General features: G+C 53.8%; 15 protein-coding genes, 6 tRNA genes and 1 other RNA gene. 8 read left to right on the top strand and 14 right to left on the bottom strand.

Features of this window, described 5'->3' with window-relative positions:
* The first annotated feature begins 73 nt into the window (after positions 1 to 73).
* Positions 74 to 1,009, top strand: coding sequence for a LysR family transcriptional regulator (locus GM298_RS13470; protein ID WP_045286553.1), 936 nt, complete (start codon positions 74 to 76; stop codon positions 1,007 to 1,009).
* On the opposite strand, the gene GM298_RS13465 is transcribed toward GM298_RS13470, so the two are convergent.
* From GM298_RS13465 to GM298_RS13440, 6 genes are all read right to left on the bottom strand, one after another.
* Positions 1,006 to 1,344, bottom strand: coding sequence for a FlxA-like family protein (locus GM298_RS13465; RefSeq protein WP_025758767.1), 339 nt, complete (start codon positions 1,342 to 1,344; stop codon positions 1,006 to 1,008). The two genes, GM298_RS13470 and GM298_RS13465, sit on opposite strands and share 4 nt — an antisense overlap.
* 126 nt (positions 1,345 to 1,470) lie before the next feature.
* Positions 1,471 to 1,598: non-coding RNA, RtT sRNA (locus tag GM298_RS13460), on the bottom strand.
* A gap of 29 nt (positions 1,599 to 1,627) precedes the next feature.
* A tRNA-Lys gene (locus tag GM298_RS13455) sits at positions 1,628 to 1,703 on the bottom strand.
* A 4-nt stretch (positions 1,704 to 1,707) separates the two neighbouring features.
* Positions 1,708 to 1,783: transfer RNA gene (locus GM298_RS13450), tRNA-Val, on the bottom strand.
* A 29-nt stretch (positions 1,784 to 1,812) separates the two neighbouring features.
* Positions 1,813 to 1,888 (bottom strand) — tRNA-Val (locus GM298_RS13445).
* Positions 1,889 to 1,930: 42 nt separating this feature from the next.
* A tRNA-Val gene (locus GM298_RS13440) sits at positions 1,931 to 2,006 on the bottom strand.
* A gap of 258 nt (positions 2,007 to 2,264) precedes the next feature.
* Between GM298_RS13440 and gltX the strand changes: the two genes are divergently transcribed.
* Complete coding sequence (gene gltX, locus GM298_RS13435; RefSeq protein WP_266154246.1) at positions 2,265 to 3,680, top strand: glutamate--tRNA ligase; 1,416 nt, start codon at positions 2,265 to 2,267, stop codon at positions 3,678 to 3,680.
* A 44-nt stretch (positions 3,681 to 3,724) separates the two neighbouring features.
* Here gltX and GM298_RS13430 read toward each other — a convergent pair whose 3' ends face one another.
* Together GM298_RS13430 and GM298_RS13425 are read right to left on the bottom strand one after the other, a co-directional pair.
* On the bottom strand, positions 3,725 to 4,117 hold the full coding sequence (locus tag GM298_RS13430) for a YfeC-like transcriptional regulator (protein WP_200895911.1): 393 nt from the start codon (positions 4,115 to 4,117) through the stop codon (positions 3,725 to 3,727).
* A complete protein-coding gene (locus GM298_RS13425; RefSeq protein ID WP_094918427.1) occupies positions 4,113 to 4,481 on the bottom strand; it encodes a YfeC-like transcriptional regulator in 369 nt (122 codons plus the stop codon). The genes GM298_RS13430 and GM298_RS13425 overlap by 5 nt, the downstream gene beginning before the upstream one ends.
* 217 nt (positions 4,482 to 4,698) lie before the next feature.
* On the opposite strand from GM298_RS13425, the gene GM298_RS13420 reads away from it, so the two are divergent.
* The 3 genes from GM298_RS13420 to GM298_RS13410 all read left to right on the top strand — a co-directional run bounded on the left by GM298_RS13420 (position 4,699) and on the right by GM298_RS13410 (position 7,295).
* A tRNA-Ala gene (locus GM298_RS13420) sits at positions 4,699 to 4,774 on the top strand.
* Positions 4,775 to 4,815: 41 nt separating this feature from the next.
* Positions 4,816 to 4,891 (top strand) — tRNA-Ala (locus GM298_RS13415).
* Positions 4,892 to 5,105: 214 nt separating this feature from the next.
* Complete coding sequence (locus GM298_RS13410; protein WP_266154245.1) at positions 5,106 to 7,295, top strand: EAL domain-containing protein; 2,190 nt, start codon at positions 5,106 to 5,108, stop codon at positions 7,293 to 7,295.
* 45 nt (positions 7,296 to 7,340) lie between these two features.
* Here the strand turns inward: GM298_RS13410 and GM298_RS13405 are convergent, their stop codons facing one another.
* On the bottom strand, positions 7,341 to 8,528 hold the full coding sequence (locus GM298_RS13405) for a NupC/NupG family nucleoside CNT transporter (protein ID WP_008501591.1): 1,188 nt from the start codon (positions 8,526 to 8,528) through the stop codon (positions 7,341 to 7,343).
* A gap of 349 nt (positions 8,529 to 8,877) precedes the next feature.
* On the opposite strand from GM298_RS13405, the gene GM298_RS13400 reads away from it, so the two are divergent.
* A complete protein-coding gene (locus GM298_RS13400; RefSeq protein WP_025758760.1) occupies positions 8,878 to 10,116 on the top strand; it encodes an Nramp family divalent metal transporter in 1,239 nt (412 codons plus the stop codon).
* 29 nt (positions 10,117 to 10,145) lie between these two features.
* Here the strand turns inward: GM298_RS13400 and GM298_RS13395 are convergent, their stop codons facing one another.
* The gene (locus tag GM298_RS13395) at positions 10,146 to 10,496 is read right to left on the bottom strand and encodes a DUF2502 domain-containing protein (RefSeq protein WP_025758759.1); all 351 of its coding nucleotides are present in this window, start codon (positions 10,494 to 10,496) and stop codon (positions 10,146 to 10,148) included.
* 126 nt (positions 10,497 to 10,622) lie between these two features.
* Entirely contained in the window at positions 10,623 to 11,621 is a 999-nt protein-coding gene (gene mgrA, locus GM298_RS13390) for an L-glyceraldehyde 3-phosphate reductase (RefSeq protein ID WP_025758758.1), read from the bottom strand.
* Positions 11,622 to 11,806: 185 nt separating this feature from the next.
* On the opposite strand from mgrA, the gene ipdC reads away from it, so the two are divergent.
* The gene (gene ipdC, locus GM298_RS13385; RefSeq protein ID WP_252087557.1) at positions 11,807 to 13,465 is read left to right on the top strand and encodes an indolepyruvate decarboxylase; all 1,659 of its coding nucleotides are present in this window, start codon (positions 11,807 to 11,809) and stop codon (positions 13,463 to 13,465) included.
* Here ipdC and GM298_RS13380 read toward each other — a convergent pair whose 3' ends face one another.
* Positions 13,466 to 14,701 (bottom strand): ion channel protein, encoded by a 1,236-nt coding sequence (locus GM298_RS13380; protein WP_266154243.1) that lies wholly within the window; start codon positions 14,699 to 14,701, stop codon positions 13,466 to 13,468.
* Between the two features lie 206 nt (positions 14,702 to 14,907).
* Here GM298_RS13380 and glk point away from each other — a divergent pair, with 206 nt between their 5' ends.
* Positions 14,908 to 15,873: a glucokinase gene (glk, locus tag GM298_RS13375; RefSeq protein ID WP_266154241.1), complete on the top strand. Its 966-nt coding sequence runs from the start codon at positions 14,908 to 14,910 to the stop codon at positions 15,871 to 15,873.
* 32 nt (positions 15,874 to 15,905) lie between these two features.
* Here the strand turns inward: glk and GM298_RS13370 are convergent, their stop codons facing one another.
* Both GM298_RS13370 and GM298_RS13365 read right to left on the bottom strand, forming a co-directional pair.
* Positions 15,906 to 16,637 carry a LytR/AlgR family response regulator transcription factor gene (locus GM298_RS13370; protein ID WP_025758755.1) on the bottom strand — a complete coding sequence of 244 codons (732 nt, stop codon included), beginning with the start codon at positions 16,635 to 16,637 and terminating at the stop codon, positions 15,906 to 15,908.
* A gap of 1 nt (position 16,638) precedes the next feature.
* Positions 16,639 to 18,345, bottom strand: coding sequence for a sensor histidine kinase (locus tag GM298_RS13365; RefSeq protein ID WP_045285805.1), 1,707 nt, complete (start codon positions 18,343 to 18,345; stop codon positions 16,639 to 16,641).
* Between the last annotated feature and the right edge of the window lie 109 nt (positions 18,346 to 18,454).

The following is an 18,454-nucleotide window of genomic DNA, read 5'->3' as shown; positions in this document are numbered from 1 at the left end:
AGATGTCGCTATTGTGCTTTTTTCCATTTGAGAAATAAAATTGATTTATTGCATCCATTCATGAACAAAACAGATGAATTACTCGTTACGCCAGCTTCGTATTTTCGTTACCGTCGCGCAGGCCCGCAGCTTTAGTCGGGCAGGGGAGATGATTGGCCTGAGCCAGTCGGCGGTCAGCCACAGTGTGAAAGAGCTGGAGAATCAGACCGGCGTGAGGCTGCTTGACCGTACCACGCGCGAGGTTGTCCTGACCGAAGCGGGGCAACAGCTGGCTTTGCGCCTCGAACGGCTGCTGGATGAACTGAACAGCACGCTCAGAGACGTCGGGAGACTGGGGCAGCAGCTTTCGGGGACGGTGCGGGTCGCAGCCAGCCAGACAATTTCTGCACACCTTATCCCGCAATGTATCGCAGAGGGCAACCAGCGTTATCCGGATATCGATTTTGTGTTGCATGACAGGCCGCAGCAGTGGGTGCTGGAAAGCATCCGCCAGGGAGATGTGGATTTCGGTATTGTTATCGATCCCGGCCAGGTGAGCGATCTGACGTGTGAGAGCGTGCTTTCAGAGCCTTTTTTACTGCTCTGTCGGGACGACGATCCGCTGGCAATCTTGCCGGAGGTCAGCTGGCAGCGCCTGCAGGGCGCGAACCTGGTATTACAGGACTATGCCTCGGGCAGCCGTCCGTTGATTGACTCCGCGCTGGTGAATCAGGGCGTAACGGCAACGATCGTACAGGAAATTGGTCACCCGGCGACGCTGTTTCCGATGGTGGAAGCCGGAATCGGGATCAGCGTGTTACCCGCCCTGGCGCTTCCCCTGCCGCAGGGAAGCCGGCTGGCCGTGAAGCGACTCACGCCCGTTGTGGAGAGAAAGCTGATGCTGGTCCGGCGAAAAAATCGTTCCCTCTCGGGGGCTGCCCAGGCCATCTGGGAAGTGGTGCGTATCCAGGCACAGCGATTAACCGAGGCCCGCATACGCGACCCACTGTTTAACGCATCAGAAGATTAGATGTAGATATCGATCTGATGCGAGTCTGACGGGCTGTTCACACCTTCCACTTTGCCGAGCTTTTGATCCTGTTTCTTCTGCGCCTCTTCCGCCTGCTGGCGCTGCAGCGCGGCGAGCTGCGCCTGCAGCACTTTGATCTGGGTCTGAATCAGTTCCTGCTGCTTTTTCTTCTCATCCGTGCTGCCGGGGCTGTTCGCCAGCTCTTTTAACTGCTGAGTCAGCTTTTTGATCTTATCGAGAATGCGGCTGATTTGCGCGGCGATATCGTTACTACTGGAAGTACCGCTCCCGCCGCTGGTCTGAATAGGTTGGGTTGAAGCCTGAATGGTCGTCATACTTTTTCCTCGCGTTATAAAACAGAGGTATCGGCACCGACGGGATTAGCTTGAGGAAAATGCGGCAGGTTCACATTTTTTATATCGCAGATAGCAAAAAAGCGCCTTTAGGGCGCTTTTTTACATTGGTGGGTCGTGCAGGATGACTCGGCTTCGCCTCGCCCTTCGGGCCGTCGCCGAAAACGGCTCCGGTGCCTCACTACGTTCGGCTCGAACCTGCAACAGGTTCGAATCATATATATCGCAGATAGCAAAAAAGCGCCTTTAGGGCGCTTTTTTACATTGGTGGGTCGTGCAGGATTCGAACCTGCGACCAATTGATTAAAAGTCAACTGCTCTACCAACTGAGCTAACGACCCGAAATGGTGGGCGATGACGGGCTCGAACCGCCGACCCCCTCCGTGTAAAGGAGATGCTCTACCAACTGAGCTAATCGCCCATTTCGGAACTGCTGCGATAAGATGAGAATGGTGGGCGATGACGGGCTCGAACCGCCGACCCCCTCCGTGTAAAGGAGATGCTCTACCAACTGAGCTAATCGCCCAATCTCAATGCTTATCTACACTGCGAGTCTACGCGAAGTAGATGGTGGGTGATGACGGGCTCGAACCGCCGACCCCCTCCGTGTAAAGGAGATGCTCTACCAACTGAGCTAATCACCCCCGCTGTGTGGAGTCGCATTATAGGGAGAGTTGAAAATGAGTCAACGCATTTTCTAAAGTTTTTATTCGTTCGTCGTAAAATTAGACAAAACGATCGCGAAACGGGCAGTGGCGCATGATTTCTAAACAAAAATCGCAAACTCCTTCCCGATAAAGGGATCAACATTGAGGAATCCCCCCACAGTGATAGAATATTGCCCATCGTTTTTTCCCCGGGATTTGCCGATTACCGGCATCTTTATAACGTAAGGCCATTTCATGAAAATCAAAACTCGCTTCGCGCCGAGCCCGACAGGCTATCTGCACGTCGGTGGTGCTCGTACTGCTCTCTATTCCTGGCTCTTTGCACGCCACAACAAAGGTGAGTTCGTGCTGCGTATTGAAGACACCGATCTTGAGCGCTCCACGCCAGAAGCAATTGAAGCCATTATGGATGGGATGAACTGGCTGAATCTGGAGTGGGATGAAGGTCCTTACTTCCAGACTAAACGCTTTGACCGCTATAACGCTGTCATTGATGAGATGCTGGTCGCGGGCACAGCGTATAAATGCTACTGCTCCAAAGAGCGTCTGGATGCGCTGCGTGAAGAGCAGATGGCAAACGGTGAAAAGCCACGCTATGACGGCCGTTGCCGTCACGACCACAGCGAACATGCCGCTGATGAGCCTTGCGTGGTGCGTTTTGCTAACCCGCAAGAGGGCTCTGTGATCTTCGACGACCAGATCCGTGGTCCGATCGAATTCAGCAACCAGGAGCTGGATGACCTGATCATCCGCCGTACCGACGGTTCTCCAACGTATAACTTCTGCGTTGTGGTTGACGACTGGGATATGGAAATTACCCACGTTGTTCGTGGTGAAGACCATATCAACAACACGCCACGTCAGATCAACATCCTTAAAGCACTGAACGCACCTGTGCCTGTCTATGCGCACGTTTCGATGATCAACGGCGACGACGGGAAAAAACTGTCTAAACGTCACGGTGCGGTAAGCGTTATGCAGTACCGCGATGACGGCTACCTGCCGGAAGCACTGCTGAACTATCTGGTGCGTCTCGGCTGGGCTCACGGTGACCAGGAGATCTTCAGCCGCGAAGAGATGATCGAACTGTTCTCTCTGAGTTCTGTGAGTAAATCGGCGAGCGCGTTCAACACCGACAAACTGCTGTGGCTGAACCACCATTACATCAATACCATGCAGCCAGAATATGTGGCGACGTACCTGCAGTGGCACATTGAGCAGGCAAATATTGATACCCGCACCGGCCCTGAACTGGCAGATCTGGTGAGACTGCTCGGCGAGCGCTGCAAGACGCTGAAAGAGATTGCTGAAAGCTGCCGCTACTTCTATGAAGAGTTTGATGAGTTTGACGCCGACGCCGCGAAGAAACATCTCCGCCCTGTTGCGCGTCAGCCGCTGGAAGTGGTACGTGACAAGCTTGCTGCACTCACCGAGTGGACCGCTGAGAATGTGCATCATGCCATTCAGGCGACGGCCGACGAGCTGGAAGTGGGCATGGGTAAAGTGGGTATGCCACTGCGCGTTGCGGTGACCGGTGCAGGCCAGTCTCCGGCGCTGGATGTGACTGTCCATGCTATCGGCAAGTCCCGCAGCGTGACGCGCATTAACAAGGCGCTGGACTTTATCGCCGAGCGTGAAAACCAGCAGTAATGACGTCCCCGAAAAGAAGAACGGCAGGGTAACCTGCCGTTTTTTTATGCATTGTGTTCAGCAATATCCAGGCGCGTAAGAAAGCCGCGTATCCCTTCGCGTTTCAAAAAGTCTTCCAGACGCTTCTGCTCCAGCTCAGTCATATTCTCCAGCGTCTCAATAATGCCCGGGCGCAGGCTTGTAGGGGAGCTATGATATGCGGTGGTGGCCTCCGCGAGATGGTAAACCGCCTGACGGCTCCGGATCGCCGGGAGGCGCTTAATATAGTCTTTCACGCGTGCATCAACATGAATAAGCCTCGCCCGACCGCCTTTCACACCGTTGAGCCCTTCGGTTTTCCACGCCTGCTGGCGTATCCAGCGATTAACCGTTTGCCTGGCAACCCCCAAAATTAGCGCCAGTTCTTCCGTGGTCATTTTGCCAGGTAAATTTTTAATATTCATTCCGATCGCGAATCCCTAAACGTTGCAGCAATCCGGTAATCCCTTCCCGCAGTAACAGCGATGTCATCTGTTTCTGTTCTTCCGGCGTCATTTCGTTGGCCAGCGTCAGGAGCAGGGTATGAAGCGAACTGTCGTGGCTGGTGCCTTCGGGCAGCTCGGGCGTTTCAGTTGCCCGTCGTGCACTGCGAATAAAGTCACGCACTTTTTCGTTCACATGCACCAGACGCGCTTTCCCGCCCTGGACTCCCGGTTTTGGCGATGTAATCCAACCCTCTTTGCGTACCCATTTATTGATGGTCTGGCGGCTATAGCCAGTGAGGAGGGCTAACTCTTCTGGCGTCATTCGTTCCTTGATCATGCAATTTCCTGAATATTTGTGGGGTCAATTAACGGTTCATTTTATAGCACCGTTTTAGACGAAAACGTGACAGGCTTAACTCATGACTGCGAGCAGGCTCGCAAAGTGATTCATTTGCATGATTTTTCGGCGATTGAACGGCGGGTATTGATTTTGCCGTTGACACTCCGCAGCGGAATTCATATTATGCCGCCCGTCAACATGACAGCTTTACGATGGGGCTATAGCTCAGCTGGGAGAGCGCTTGCATGGCATGCAAGAGGTCAGCGGTTCGATCCCGCTTAGCTCCACCAAACTCTGAACCCAACAGAGTGCGGTCAGTAAAGTCACATGTGGGGCTATAGCTCAGCTGGGAGAGCGCTTGCATGGCATGCAAGAGGTCAGCGGTTCGATCCCGCTTAGCTCCACCAAAATTGTAAACCCTCGTCAAATGACGAGGGTTTTTTTTATCTGTTTGTTATGTCCATTACCTTCTTTTGTTATCAAATAGAGGTATTTCTGTCTCTCGCCTCAATCGACATCAATAAACCAGTCCATAAATAGACTTGAACTTGATTCGCGCAATTAATAAACATATTATCCATCCGGTCAATGATACGAACGGATAATATACGTCCCTGCTTAATGAATAGAAAAACTTACAATAACGTAAAGATATTTATAATTGCCCTGGTGCTATGCCTGATTGCGGTACCTGTCTCCCGTTATCTTTCTCCCCGCGCAATGGTTAATGGTCACGACGTTTATTTAGCATGGTTACCGCTAAGCGTTATGCTGGCGATTATTTTGCTATTTGGGCGCAGGGCCATACTTCCCATATTGTTAGGTTTTACTGTCACTAATTTATTTTACGTTAATTTAGCACCGCTACAATATTCAGTATTACTGTTCTGTAAGACCTTTGCGTTGTTCGCAGCGTGCGGCGTGCTGCGTCTTATACTGGGTAAGCGCTGGCGCTACTGCATCCCTAACAAGCATATCGGATTACGTATCTTCTGGCTCGGTTTTATCGTGCCGGTAGGCATTAAGCTGTCGATGTATATGGCAGGCTATTTATTTGATTTCCCGCTGACTATTTCAACCTTTTTCGGCGAAGGCACGGTAATTTATAACGTAGTGGACATCCAAAGCCTGATATGCGCAGCGCTGATTTTTACCATGATGTTCTATTACCCATTAAGAATGATAATTAATCCTCGTTATGCCGTGACCTTCTGGCGGCGAAGCGTGAAGCCGGTGTTTTTACACAAGAATTCATTATATATTTTCGTCTGGCTAATACTGTTAAGTTTCATTCTCGTCATTTTATGTGGGCCTTTTGAATCGCCCGTCATTGCGGGCTATTTAATGCCGCTGATTTTTATTCTTTTTACGCTAGCGATAAGTCACCTGACCTACGCGCTTATCTCTCTGCTTTGGGCCACATCAGCGCTCCTGCTGTTGAACTACAACTACAACTTCCTTAACGGGGTGGAATCGGGCCATTCGCTCTCCTTCATCCTCTCCGTGTTGATCTCTTTCGCCATCTGTCTGCTGTATATGTCGCGCATTTACCAGCGCAGCGAGTGGCTGAAGCGGGGCTGGCAGGGAAGGGCGCTCACCGACCCGTTAACCGGTTTGCCCAATATTCGTGCGCTGGAGGATTATCTTGAGATCCACCCGGCTGCTAAAGTGTGCATTCTGCGCATGGACAACCTGGAGTTTTTGAGCCGCCACTACGGGATCCTCATGCGGGTGCATTGCAAACGAACGATTGCCACGTCGCTTCAGCCGCTTTTGCAGAAGGATGAGATGATCTTCCAGTTGCCCGGAAGCGAGCTGGTGCTGGTATTGCTCGGGTCAGACATTGCTGAACGCCTTCAGACTATGGTCGACCGGCTCAACAGCAGTAAGATTTTCTGGAACAACACCGGGCTGGATATTGAATTTGGCGCATCCTGGGGAATGGTCGAAAACGGCGAAAAGCTGCATCACACGCTGGGCCAGTTGAGCTGGCTGGCAGAGCAGGCCTGTGGCGCGCACAACGTGCTTGCGCTCACTAACAGCCTGGAAGCGGCATCAGGGCAAACGACCGAACGCGTACTCATGCTCGCGCGGATTAAGCATGCGCTGGATGCAGGGCAGTTCCATTTATACGCGCAGCCCATCCAGAAGGCGGACGGTAGTGGGTACAACGAGATCCTGGCGCGCATGGAAAGTGAAGGGGAGATCATTACCCCCGATCGCTTTATTCCATTGATTGCCCAGTTTAACCTGAGCCATCGGTTCGATATGTGCATTATGGAAAAGCTACTGATGTGGCTGCGCGCCAATCCTGAAACGCAGGCCGGTGCCCGCTTCTCGGTCAATCTGATGCCGCTGACGCTGATGCAAAAAGAGGTCGCTGGCGAGATTTGTGCGCTCTTTGAACGGTATGGCGTCGCGCCGCAGGCTGTCGTGATTGAAATTACGGAGGAACAGGCTTTCTCAAATTCAGGCAGCAGCATCAACAATATTCAGCAACTGCGGGATTACGGTTTCCGGATTGCGATTGATGATTTTGGTACCGGCTACGCTAACTATGAGCGTCTGCGACGTCTGCAGGCGGACATCATTAAAATTGACGGCTGTTTTGTGAAAGATATTTGTACAGATGACATGGATGCGATGATCGTGCAGTCAATGTGTAATCTGGCGAAGACCAAATCACTGTGCGTCGTTGCGGAATACGTCGAAACACCGGCGCAGCGGGAGATGCTGCTTCGCTGCGGTGTGGATTATCTGCAGGGCTATCTGATCGGTAAACCCAGACCGCTGGAAGCGTTACGGGCATAAAAAAACCGGGAGCAGGCTCCCGGTTTTTTGTTTAACAGTAGAAGGTTATAGTACCAGTGCTGCGATAGACGCAGACAGAACGCTCACCAGGGTAGAGCCGTAAACCAGTTTCAGGCCGAAGCGAGAAACCACGTTACCCTGTTCTTCGTTCAGACCTTTAATCGCACCGGCGATAATACCGATAGACGAGAAGTTCGCGAAGGAGACCAGGAACACGGACAGAATGCCTTCCGCGCGTGGAGAAAGCGTGCTGGCAATTTTCTGCAGATCCATCATCGCAACGAATTCGTTAGAAACCAGTTTGGTCGCCATGATACTGCCCACCTGCAGCGCTTCGTGAGCAGGAACCCCCATCACCCATGCAACCGGGTAGAAGATGTAGCCCAGAATGCCCTGGAAGGAGATACCCAGCACCGCGGCGAACAGGGCGTTCAGTGCAGAAATCAGTGCAATAAAGCCGATCAGCATGGCGGCAACGATAATCGCCACTTTGAAACCAGCCAGAATATATTCACCCAGCATTTCGAAGAAGCTCTGACCTTCGTGCAGGTTTGACATCTGGATGTTCTCTTCGCTGGCGTCAACGCGGTACGGGTTGATCAGCGACAGAACAATAAAGGTGCTGAACATGTTCAGAACCAGCGCAGCAACCACGTATTTTGGCTCCAGCATGGTCATATACGCGCCCACGATCGACATGGATACGGTAGACATTGCGGTGGCCGCCATGGTGTACATGCGGTTGCGGGACATCTTGCCGAGAATATCTTTATACGCGATGAAGTTCTCAGACTGACCGAGGATCAGGGAGCTCACGGCGTTGAACGATTCCAGCTTACCCATGCCGTTGACTTTGGATAACAGGAAACCAATGCCACGAATCACAAACGGCAGAACACGGATGTGCTGCAGAATACCGATCAGCGCAGAGATGAAGACGATAGGGCACAGTACCTTCAGGAAGAAGAATGCCAGACCTTCATCGTTCATCTTACCGAAGACAAAGTTCGTTCCTTCATTGGCGAATCCGAGCAGTTTTTCGAACATTTCGGAGAAGCCTTTCACGAAGCCAAGGCCTACGTTGGAGTTCAGGAAGAACCACGCAAGTAAAACTTCAATGACCAGCAGTTGGACAACATAACGAATACGAATTTTTTTGCGGTCTGTGCTGACCAGCAATGCGAGTGCAGTAACGACAACAAGTGCCAGGACAAAATGAAGGACGCGGTCCATATTTGCTCCAAATATGAGGCAGGTTTAATTTTCGTGCACATTCTATGTAACAAGGGAAAAGAAAACGAGATCAAGGGCACACTATAGTTACATCCTGTGACGAGTCTCAAAAATAGTGATCCACAATACATTTTCGTTATGTTAGGTAAATGAGTGAAAAGTTAAGTTTGTGTGCTAGTCTTCACAAAAGAGCGCGCGATTTCAGTTTCTGTTAGATCGCCCCCGATTACCCGCCCGTCTATCGTTCAAAGCTATCAGAGAAATCACTGTTAACGTCATAAATGATCTTGATAATCATTCTCATTTTGGTAGCATTAAACATAGCAAAGGCTATATTTCAGAGGCAGACATGACAAACAGTCGCGTAGAGGGTAGCAGTGGCAGAGCAGCGCGCAAGTTGCGGTTCGCATTAATGGGACCTGCGTTCATTGCTGCCATTGGCTATATCGATCCAGGTAACTTTGCGACCAATATTCAGGCCGGGGCCAGCTTCGGCTATAAACTGCTGTGGGTGGTCGTCTGGGCGAACCTGATGGCGATGCTGATTCAAATGCTCTCCGCAAAACTGGGCATTGCCACCGGTAAAAACCTGGCGGAGCAAATTCGCGACCATTACCCGCGCCCGGCCGTCTGGCTTTACTGGGTGCAGGCAGAAATCATCGCCATGGCAACGGACCTCGCTGAATTTATCGGCGCGGCTATCGGGTTCAAACTGATTCTGGGCGTGTCGCTGCTGCAGGGGGCGGTGCTGACCGGGATCGCCACGTTCCTGATCCTGATGCTGCAGCGTCGCGGTCAAAAACCGCTGGAGAAGGTCATCGGCGGTCTGCTGCTGTTTGTCGCGGCGGCGTACATTGTCGAGCTGATTTTCTCCCAGCCGAATCTGGCGCAGCTCGGTAAAGGGATGTTGATCCCAGATTTGCCAACCTCGGAAGCAGTGTTCCTCGCCGCCGGGGTGCTGGGCGCGACCATCATGCCGCATGTGATTTACCTTCACTCCTCATTAACGCAGCATCTGCATGGCGGGACGCGGAAAGAGCGTTACTCTGCGACAAAATGGGATGTGGCCATCGCCATGACCATCGCCGGGTTTGTGAATCTGGCGATGATGGCGACCGCCGCTGCTGCTTTCCACTTTAACGGCCATACCGGCATTGCCGATCTCGACCAGGCTTATCTCACCCTGGAGCCGTTACTGAGCCATGCTGCCGCGACGATATTTGGACTGAGCCTGGTGGCTGCCGGTCTCTCTTCCACTGTTGTGGGCACCCTGGCAGGCCAGGTGGTCATGCAGGGGTTTGTCCGGTTCCATATTCCGTTGTGGGTGCGTCGTACTGTCACCATGCTGCCGTCATTTATCGTGATTCTGATGGGGCTCGATCCCACGCGAATTCTGGTGATGAGCCAGGTGCTGCTGAGTTTTGGGATTGCGCTGGCGCTGGTGCCGCTGCTGATCTTTACCAGCAACAAAACCCTGATGGGTGAGCTGGTTAACTCAACGCTGGTGAAAAGGACCGGGTGGGCCATTGTGGTTGTGGTGGTCGCGCTGAACCTGTGGTTGTTGATAGGGACGGCACTAGGGTTATAAAAAAAGGAGCCGGGAGGCTCCTTTTTAGATTAGTGACGGCCATGACCGTGGCCGTGACCATGGCCTTTTCCGCGACCCCAACCGCCGCGGCGGTCATCACGGTCATTCCAGCCTTCACGGTAGCCGCGCTCATAGGCGTTGTCTTTATACCACCCACGGTGTCTGCCGTTGTCATGTTTCCACCAGCGATCGCCGCGCCACTCATAGTGACGATGCCAGTAATCACGGTCGCGCCAGTAGCCACCGTCCCAGTATCTGCCGTAGTCGTCACGATCGCCAATTTGTAATTTTACTGATGGCAACAGGGTGATTTCGCCAGCAGTGGCGACCAGCGGGGCCGAAGCCAGTAATACCGCTGCAAGAATCAGTGACCTGAACATACTCTTTCTCCTTCACGATCGGGGCCTTGTGGGGCCTGTTAACGCAATTTTACGAGTTGGTAAAGACTCGTTTCATCGCCTCAACTCCGAATTCAGAAGTGATAGCACTTTTTGCTAAAAGCGTATCTATTTTGAGCCGTTCAGGATCCCGTCAATGGTAGCCAGCTCTTCTGCGCTGAAATGGCGATTCTTAAGCATGCCCACCGCATCCTCTATCTGTGTGGTTTTACTGGCACCAATAAGAACAGACGTGACCGCCTCGTGGCGTAATATCCAGGCCAGCGCCATCTGCGAGAGCTTCTGACCACGGCCTTCCGCCATGGCATTGAGCTTTCTTACCGTTTCCAGTTTCTCTTCGGTGATCTGCTCAGGATTAAGGAACTTACTGTCGCTTGCCGCGCGTGAATCTGCGGGAATACCATTCAGATAGCGGTTGGTCAGTTGCCCGCCGGCGAGCGGCGAGAAGGGAATGCAGCCGACCCCTTTTTCCTGCAGCACCTCCAGCAGCCCCGCTTCCGGCGCACGTTCAAACATGGAGTATTTTGGCTGGTGGATAAGGCAGGGCGTACCGAGATCGTTGAGGATATCAATCGCCTTGCGAGCCAGAACAGCCGGGTAGTTGGATAACCCGACATACAAGGCTTTTCCCTGACGCACCACATGGTCAAGCGCTTTCATGGTTTCCTGCAGCGGTGTTTGGGGGTCTGGACGGTGGTGATAGAAGATATCCACATACTCCAGCCCCATGCGTTTCAGACTTTGATCGAGGCTTGCCAGCAGATATTTACGTGACCCCCAGTCGCCGTACGGGCCTTCCCACATCGTATAACCGGCTTTGGTTGAGATAATGAGCTCATCACGCCAGGGCAGGAAATCTTCCTGCAAAATACGGCCGAAATTACGTTCGGCAGATCCGGGTGGCGGACCATAGTTGTTGGCAAGGTCGAAATGCGTAATGCCCAAATCGAACGCACGCTGTAAAAGTTGACGGCTGTTTTCCAACAGCGTGGCGTCGCCAAAATTATGCCACAGCCCAAGTGAGATGGCGGGCAACGAAAGCCCGCTGCGTCCGCAGCGGCGATATTCCATTGTCTGATAACGATTTTGGTCCGGCTGATAACCCATTCTGGTGACCTCTGGCGCTGAAGATAAGAATCAGTGTATGCGTTTACATTTACCTGAAAAAAAACAGCATAGCGCAGCCTTTTTTGTAAAGCATTCTTTCCATGCTCTTCTTACTGCCGATTCTGGACAGTCATCACGCTTCTTTAATACTCAAAGTGAGGTCAACATTAGAAGGATACCTGTTCATGCGTACCCCATACTGCGTCGCCGATTACCTGCTGGACCGTCTTACAGAATGTGGAGCCGATCATCTGTTTGGCGTGCCAGGCGACTACAACCTGCAGTTTCTCGACCACGTGATAGACAGCCCGGATATCTGTTGGGTGGGCTGTGCCAATGAATTAAACGCCTCTTATGCCGCTGATGGCTATGCCCGATGTAAGGGCTTCGCCGCGCTGCTGACGACGTTCGGCGTAGGAGAGTTAAGCGCCATGAATGGCATCGCTGGCAGCTATGCTGAGCACGTTCCGGTATTACATATTGTGGGCGCGCCGGGGACGGCGTCGCAGCAACGAGGGGAACTGCTGCACCATACGCTGGGTGATGGCGAGTTCCGTCACTTTTACCATATGAGCGAGCCGATCACGGCCGCCCAGGCGATCCTGACCGAACAAAACGCCTGTTATGAGATCGACCGGGTACTGACCACCATGCTCCGGGAGCGTCGCCCAGGCTACCTGATGCTGCCTGCTGATGTGGCTAAAAAGGCTGCCACCCCGCCTGTAAACGCTCTCACTCTCAGACATGCGCATGCCGATAGTGCCTGCCTGAAGGCGTTCCGCGATGCCGCCGAGAACAAGCTGGCCATGAGCAAGCGTACCGCGCTGCTGGCTGATTTCCTTGTCCTGCGCCATGGCCTGAAACATGCCCTGCAGAAGTGGGTCAAAGACGTGCCGATGGCGCACGCCACCATGCTGATGGGTAAGGGCATTTTTGACGAACGTCACGCGGGTTTTTACGGTACGTACAGCGGTTCGGCGAGCGCCGGCGCGGTGAAAGAGGCCATTGAAGGGGCGGACACGGTGCTGTGCATCGGGACGCGATTTACCGATACCCTGACCGCTGGCTTCACCCACCAGTTAACCCCGGCGCAAACCATTGAAGTCCAGCCTCATGCCGCCCGCGTCGGTGATGTCTGGTTTACCGGCATTTCGATGCATCAGGCGATTGAGACGCTGGTGGACCTGTGCAAGCAGCACGTACACGGCACGCCTGCACCGTCGTCTCAAAGCGCGATGGCCTACCCGCAGCCGGACGGCACTCTGACGCAGGAGAATTTCTGGAGAACGCTACAGACGTTTATTCGCCCGGGGGACATCATTCTTGCCGATCAGGGGACGTCGGCCTTCGGCGCGATCGATCTTCGCCTTCCGGCAGACGTGAATTTTATCGTTCAGCCGCTGTGGGGATCGATTGGCTACACGCTGGCGGCGGCATTTGGTGCGCAAACGGCCTGCCCGAACCGGCGCGTAATCGTGCTGACTGGAGATGGCGCGGCGCAGCTCACCATTCAGGAGCTCGGCTCGATGCTGCGGGATAAACAGCACCCCATCATTCTGGTGCTTAACAACGAAGGGTACACGGTGGAAAGGGCGATCCATGGACCTGAGCAGCGGTATAACGACATTGCGCTCTGGAACTGGACGCAAATTCCGCAGGCACTGAGCCTCGATCCTCAGGCCCAGTGCTGGCGGGTCAGTGAAGCGGAGGAACTGGCGGACGTCCTCGAAAAAGTGGCGCACCACGAGCGGCTCTCGCTGGTTGAAGTGATGCTGCCGAAAGCGGACATCCCGCCGCTGCTGGGGGCGATTACCAGGGCGCTGGAGGCGCGCAATAGCGCCTGATTACCTGTCGTTTCGCCAGGCCATCATCATCGGTTTGCCCGCCAGCAGGAGCCAGGCGGGCAACATCACGATGCACAGTAACGGGATAAGGGTAGTATCCGGCACCACCACGGCGGCCATAAACAGACTCAGCCAGGCATCGCGCGTCACCACCAGCACCAGCCCCAGAATCGAACAGGAGACGGTAATCGCCGCCGGTACGGCATCGACATGTTCATGCAGCATCAGCCCCAGCGCAACGCCGATAAACACCGCCGGGAAGATGCGTCCACCGCGGAAACCACAGGCAGCAGCCACCACCAGCGCGGCGAGTTTTATCAGCGCAAACAGCAGATAATCGGATACGCTAAACACCTGGCTGAAAGCCAGTTGCTGCATTTCATCCAGACCTTTAAACAGCGTTATCGTCCCGCCGATGGCACCTAAAAGACCGAGAATCAAACCGCCGGTTCCCAGAATCAACACCGGGTGTTTGAGCTTATGCACCAGACGGTGCAGGCGTGGAAGGCACCATACCGCCACCATTCCCAGTGCGATGGCAATGGCGACCACGATGGCGCCGCTGAAAATATCGGCGATCTGCATCTGGCCATAGTGGGGCAGGGAGAGTGAAAAATGGGGATGGAAAAACAGGCTGGTCGTCAACGCCCCGGCGGCGGCGGCCATCAGCGGGGCGAAGAGTTTATCCCAGAGCGGAACATCATTATTGCTGCTGAGCGTCTGAGAAAAGATCAGCGCAGCGGCAACAGGCGTGCCGAAAAGCGCCCCGATGGTGCCTGCGGAGGCGAGAATGGTCCAGTCCAGCGCGCTTACGCGGGGCAAAATGCGTGCACCGAGGAACACCGCCATCCCAATATTCACCGCCATGATGGGATGTTCAGGGCCCAGGCTGACGCCGCCTGCCAGACCCATAATCAAGGCAATAATAAGCCCTGGCAGCGCTGAAGGGGGCACCGGGGCACCAATCAGAGGCTCCTGCGCCGGGTCAGGCCCGGCATGCCCGGGGCTGAAACGGATCACCAGGCCTACCGCAATACCGGTCAGCGTTAGCATGATGACGATCCACGCAGGCGAATCGGCGGCGACCCCCAGTTTTACTGGAAGCGCCGTCCATAACATGGTTTGCAGCACCGACGCGACTTTCATCACGACAATGAGCACCAGACTTGAGACCACACCAATGATTAACGCCGGAATGGCCAGCAACAGCATGGTTCTGGCTCGCGGGTGGAGCATGATGATTTCCTTGTACAAAACGCAATGACGTTACTTTGCACATTAAGCCTTATGGCAATAGTGCAAAAGGTGCTGAAACGGTAAAGTTATTCTGTGACGAAGATCGATAATCCACGGGCATTCACCTTCCGGTCGTTGTTGTTATCACGCCTTGAATTTACAGTGTCCCAAAAGATTTATTCTGACTTTAGCGGAGCAGTAGAAGAATGACAAAGTATGCTTTGGTAGGTGATGTGGGCGGCACGAACGCACGCCTCGCATTGTGCGATGTAAGTAGCGGTGAAATTTCCCGGGCGAAAACCTACTCGGGGCTGGATTATCCCTCCCTTGAGGCCGTTGTCCGCGTCTATCTGGAAGAGCATCAGATCAGCGTCGAAGATGGCTGCATCGCGATTGCCTGCCCGATAACCGGTGACTGGGTCGCCATGACCAACCATACCTGGGCATTCTCCATCGCTGAGATGAAAAAAAACCTCGGTTTTGCGCATCTTGAAATCATCAACGACTTCACCGCGGTCTCCATGGCGATCCCGATGCTGAAGCCTGAGCATCTGATCCAGTTTGGCGGCGCTGAACCGGTCGAAGGCAAGCCGATTGCGGTTTACGGGGCTGGTACGGGCCTGGGCGTTTCGCATCTGGTGCATGTTGCCCAGCGCTGGGTGAGCCTGCCGGGTGAAGGAGGCCACGTGGACTTTGCGCCAAACAGTGAAGAAGAGGGGATTATCCTCGAAGAGTTACGTGCGGAGATCGGCCACGTTTCTGCCGAGCGCGTCCTCTCCGGTCCGGGGCTGGTGAACCTGTACCGGGCGATCGTGAAATCGGACGGCCGTCTGCCGGAAAATCTGCAGCCGAAAGACGTTACCGAACGCGCGCTGGCAGATAGCTGCATTGACTGCCGTCGCGCGCTGTCGCTGTTCTGTGTGATCATGGGGCGGTTCGGCGGCAACCTGGCGCTGACGCTGGGCACCTTTGGTGGCGTCTACATTGCCGGCGGCATCGTGCCGCGCTTCCTGGAGTTCTTCAAAGCATCCGGCTTCCGCGGCGGGTTTGAAGATAAAGGGCGTTTCAGAAGTTACGTACAGGACATTCCTGTTTATCTTATTGTGCATGACAACCCAGGCCTGCTTGGCTCGGGTGCCCACCTGCGTCAGGTTCTCGGTCAAATCCTCTGACGACACAGCCCTCTCCCCCGGGAGAGGGGCTTTTACAGATGCATCAGCTGACGGAACTCTTTCACCTTGCTGCGGCTCACCGGCACCTGAAAATCCAGATCCTTTAAGCGTAAAATATAGGTGTTGTTAAACCACGGTTCGATCTCGCGGATCTTGTTTAAATTCACACAGAACGACCGGTGACAGCGGAAAAAGTGTGCCGCCGGCAGCTTGCTGCAAAACTCGGTGATGTTCATCGCCATCACGTACGATTCCCGCCGCGTATAGACAAACGTCATTTTTTCATGGGCTTCAGCGTAATAGATATCGTTGACCGGCGTCACGATGATGCGCTCGTCTTTCACCAGGTTGATGGTGTCGTTTTCCCGCACTGTTGGGCTGGCGTTGGCGGGGGCGCTCTGCTGCTGCCATGCGGCTTCCAGTTTTTGCAGCATGCTGACTATTCGCGACTCCTGGTAAGGCTTGAGGATATAGTCAAACGCCTCCAGCTCGAAGGCCTCCACGGCGTGCTCTTTCCAGGCGGTGACGAAAACAATAAACGGCTTATGGGCAAACTGATTGATGTTCTGCGCCAGCAGTACGCCGTCCAGCGACGGGATATTGATATCCAGGAAAATGGCGTCGACCCGGTTATGCTGCAGAAACTTCAGCACGTCCAGACCATCATCAAAGGTGCCCACAATCTCCATCCGGCTGTGGGTTTTGATAAGCCAGCTTAGCTCCTGTTGAGCCAGAATTTCATCTTCTACGATGATGACTTTCATATTACTCACCCAACGGTAACAGTGATGGTGATGTATGAACGGGAGTGCGTTCATTCGGGACGTAAAAAGCAATTTCGGTGCCCGGTTCAAGACGGTGAATATGCAGTCCATCGCCATAAAGCAGTTTCACCCGGTGGTGCACATTCAGCAGGCCGATTTTATTTCCGGGCATCTCGTTAGACTCCACGCGCTCAATGACCTTTGGATCAATCCCGTGGCCGGTATCGCGCACGGCAATGCGCACGCGGTTACCGCTTTCGGTGACGCTGATGGTCACAACGCCTTTGCCTTTACAGGGCTGAATACCGTGAACAATCGCGTTCTCGACCAGTGGCTGAATAAGCAGGCTTGGGATCACGCAGTTGACCTCTTCATCAATATCGTAAATAACCGTGAGTTTGTCGCCAAAGCGTGCCTGCTCAATCGCGATGTAGTCTTTGATCTGATACAGCTCTTTTTTGATGTCGATCTGCTCGTCATCTTTCAACTCGATGTTGTAGCGCAGGTAGCGCGACAGGTTGAAAATCAGCTGGCGGGCGGTGTCCGGATTAAGACGTATGGATGAGGAGATGGCATTCAGGGCGTTAAACAGGAAATGAGGATTGATTTTGCTCTGCAACGCGCGCAGCTCTGCCTTATTTGCCATTTCACGCAGCTGTTCTGCCCGCGAGACCTCAAGTTGGGTGGAGATAATCTGCGACAGGCCAATGGCCATCTCCTGCAGAGAGGAGGTGATCTGATGCGCGTGACAGTAATAAATTTTCAGCGTGCCCGTTACGACACCTTTCTCCCACAGCGGGATCACCAGCATGGAGTGTATTTCCGGCGTTCGGTGGGCTTCATCATTGTTTTTAATGATGATTTTACCGTAGTTGATCGCCTGCCTGGTGGTGGGGCTGATGGTGTCATCATTGTCGCGATAGTTGTGCTCCCCCACGCCGACGTAGGCCAGCACATGGTCGGTATTGGTGATGGCGACGGCATCGGCATGAATGTCGTGGCGGATAATCTCACAGACCTGACGCAGCGATTGGGCATTCACGTGGCGGAAAAGCGGCAGCGTTTTGTTGGCAATATCCAGCGCCAGCTTGGCCTGACGCGCGGCACTGGCCTCTTTTTCCCCTTCAACGCTCTGCACCAGCAGCACGATAAAACCGATGCAGACGCTGCCGAGGATCATAGGAATACCGATTTTCGAGACGATATCCAGCCCCAGCGCGGTGGTGGGGGCCCAGACAACCACCAGGATCATGGTCAGCGTTTCACACACCATGCCCGCGACAATCCCGGCGCGCCAGCGCTGTTTTTTCGGGATTTTGCGGCTGATCCAGCCGGACAATATCCCGGCGATAATGCTGGTGATAAAGCACGGCACCGCCGTTACGCCGCCGATATCAATCAGGTAGCGATGGGTTCCGGCAATCAGACCGGTGATAACGCCCACCCACGGGCCAAACAAAATTCCGCCTGACATCACGGCGATAATGCGCACGTTAACCAGCGAGCCCTCTACCGGCACGCCGGACCAGGTGCTGAACAGGGCGAACAGCGAAAAGATGGCGGTAACGGCCAGCAGCTCCTTAGGCGAGTGTGCAGACTTGTGCAACAGCTCGCGGAACAGGCGAATGCGAATAAGGAAGAACAGGCAAATCAGCATTAATGCCGCACGGTCAAATACCGCCAGCAGCATAGTGAATATTTCGTGCACGAGCAGACCTGGGAAAACGGGAAAGAACCATGATAAAAAACCTGGCGCGTATTGACCAGCTATCCGTCAGGTTTATCAAATGAGGAAAAACCATAATTTGCAAAGGGGA

The organism is Enterobacter sp. HSTU-ASh6 (assembly GCF_026319105.1).
Lineage (GTDB): Bacteria > Pseudomonadota > Gammaproteobacteria > Enterobacterales > Enterobacteriaceae > Enterobacter > Enterobacter sichuanensis.
This window is presented reverse-complemented; position numbering and strand designations above follow the sequence as displayed.

Bases quoted from the DNA above. Each gene is read 5' to 3' on its own strand.
- ipdC (WP_252087557.1), top strand. From the start codon at position 11,807: ATGCGTACCCCATACTGCGTCGCCGATTACCTGCTGGACCGTCTTACA.
- GM298_RS13470 (WP_045286553.1), top strand. From the start codon at position 74: ATGAATTACTCGTTACGCCAGCTTCGTATTTTCGTTACCGTCGCGCAG.
- GM298_RS13370 (WP_025758755.1), bottom strand. From the start codon at position 16,637: ATGAAAGTCATCATCGTAGAAGATGAAATTCTGGCTCAACAGGAGCTA.
- GM298_RS13410 (WP_266154245.1), top strand. From the start codon at position 5,106: ATGAATAGAAAAACTTACAATAACGTAAAGATATTTATAATTGCCCTG.
- glk (WP_266154241.1), top strand. From the start codon at position 14,908: ATGACAAAGTATGCTTTGGTAGGTGATGTGGGCGGCACGAACGCACGC.
- mgrA (WP_025758758.1), bottom strand. From the start codon at position 11,621: ATGGGTTATCAGCCGGACCAAAATCGTTATCAGACAATGGAATATCGC.
- GM298_RS13395 (WP_025758759.1), bottom strand. From the start codon at position 10,496: ATGTTCAGGTCACTGATTCTTGCAGCGGTATTACTGGCTTCGGCCCCG.
- gltX (WP_266154246.1), top strand. From the start codon at position 2,265: ATGAAAATCAAAACTCGCTTCGCGCCGAGCCCGACAGGCTATCTGCAC.
- GM298_RS13400 (WP_025758760.1), top strand. From the start codon at position 8,878: ATGACAAACAGTCGCGTAGAGGGTAGCAGTGGCAGAGCAGCGCGCAAG.
- GM298_RS13380 (WP_266154243.1), bottom strand. From the start codon at position 14,701: ATGCTCCACCCGCGAGCCAGAACCATGCTGTTGCTGGCCATTCCGGCG.
- GM298_RS13425 (WP_094918427.1), bottom strand. From the start codon at position 4,481: ATGATCAAGGAACGAATGACGCCAGAAGAGTTAGCCCTCCTCACTGGC.
- GM298_RS13465 (WP_025758767.1), bottom strand. From the start codon at position 1,344: ATGACGACCATTCAGGCTTCAACCCAACCTATTCAGACCAGCGGCGGG.
- GM298_RS13405 (WP_008501591.1), bottom strand. From the start codon at position 8,528: ATGGACCGCGTCCTTCATTTTGTCCTGGCACTTGTTGTCGTTACTGCA.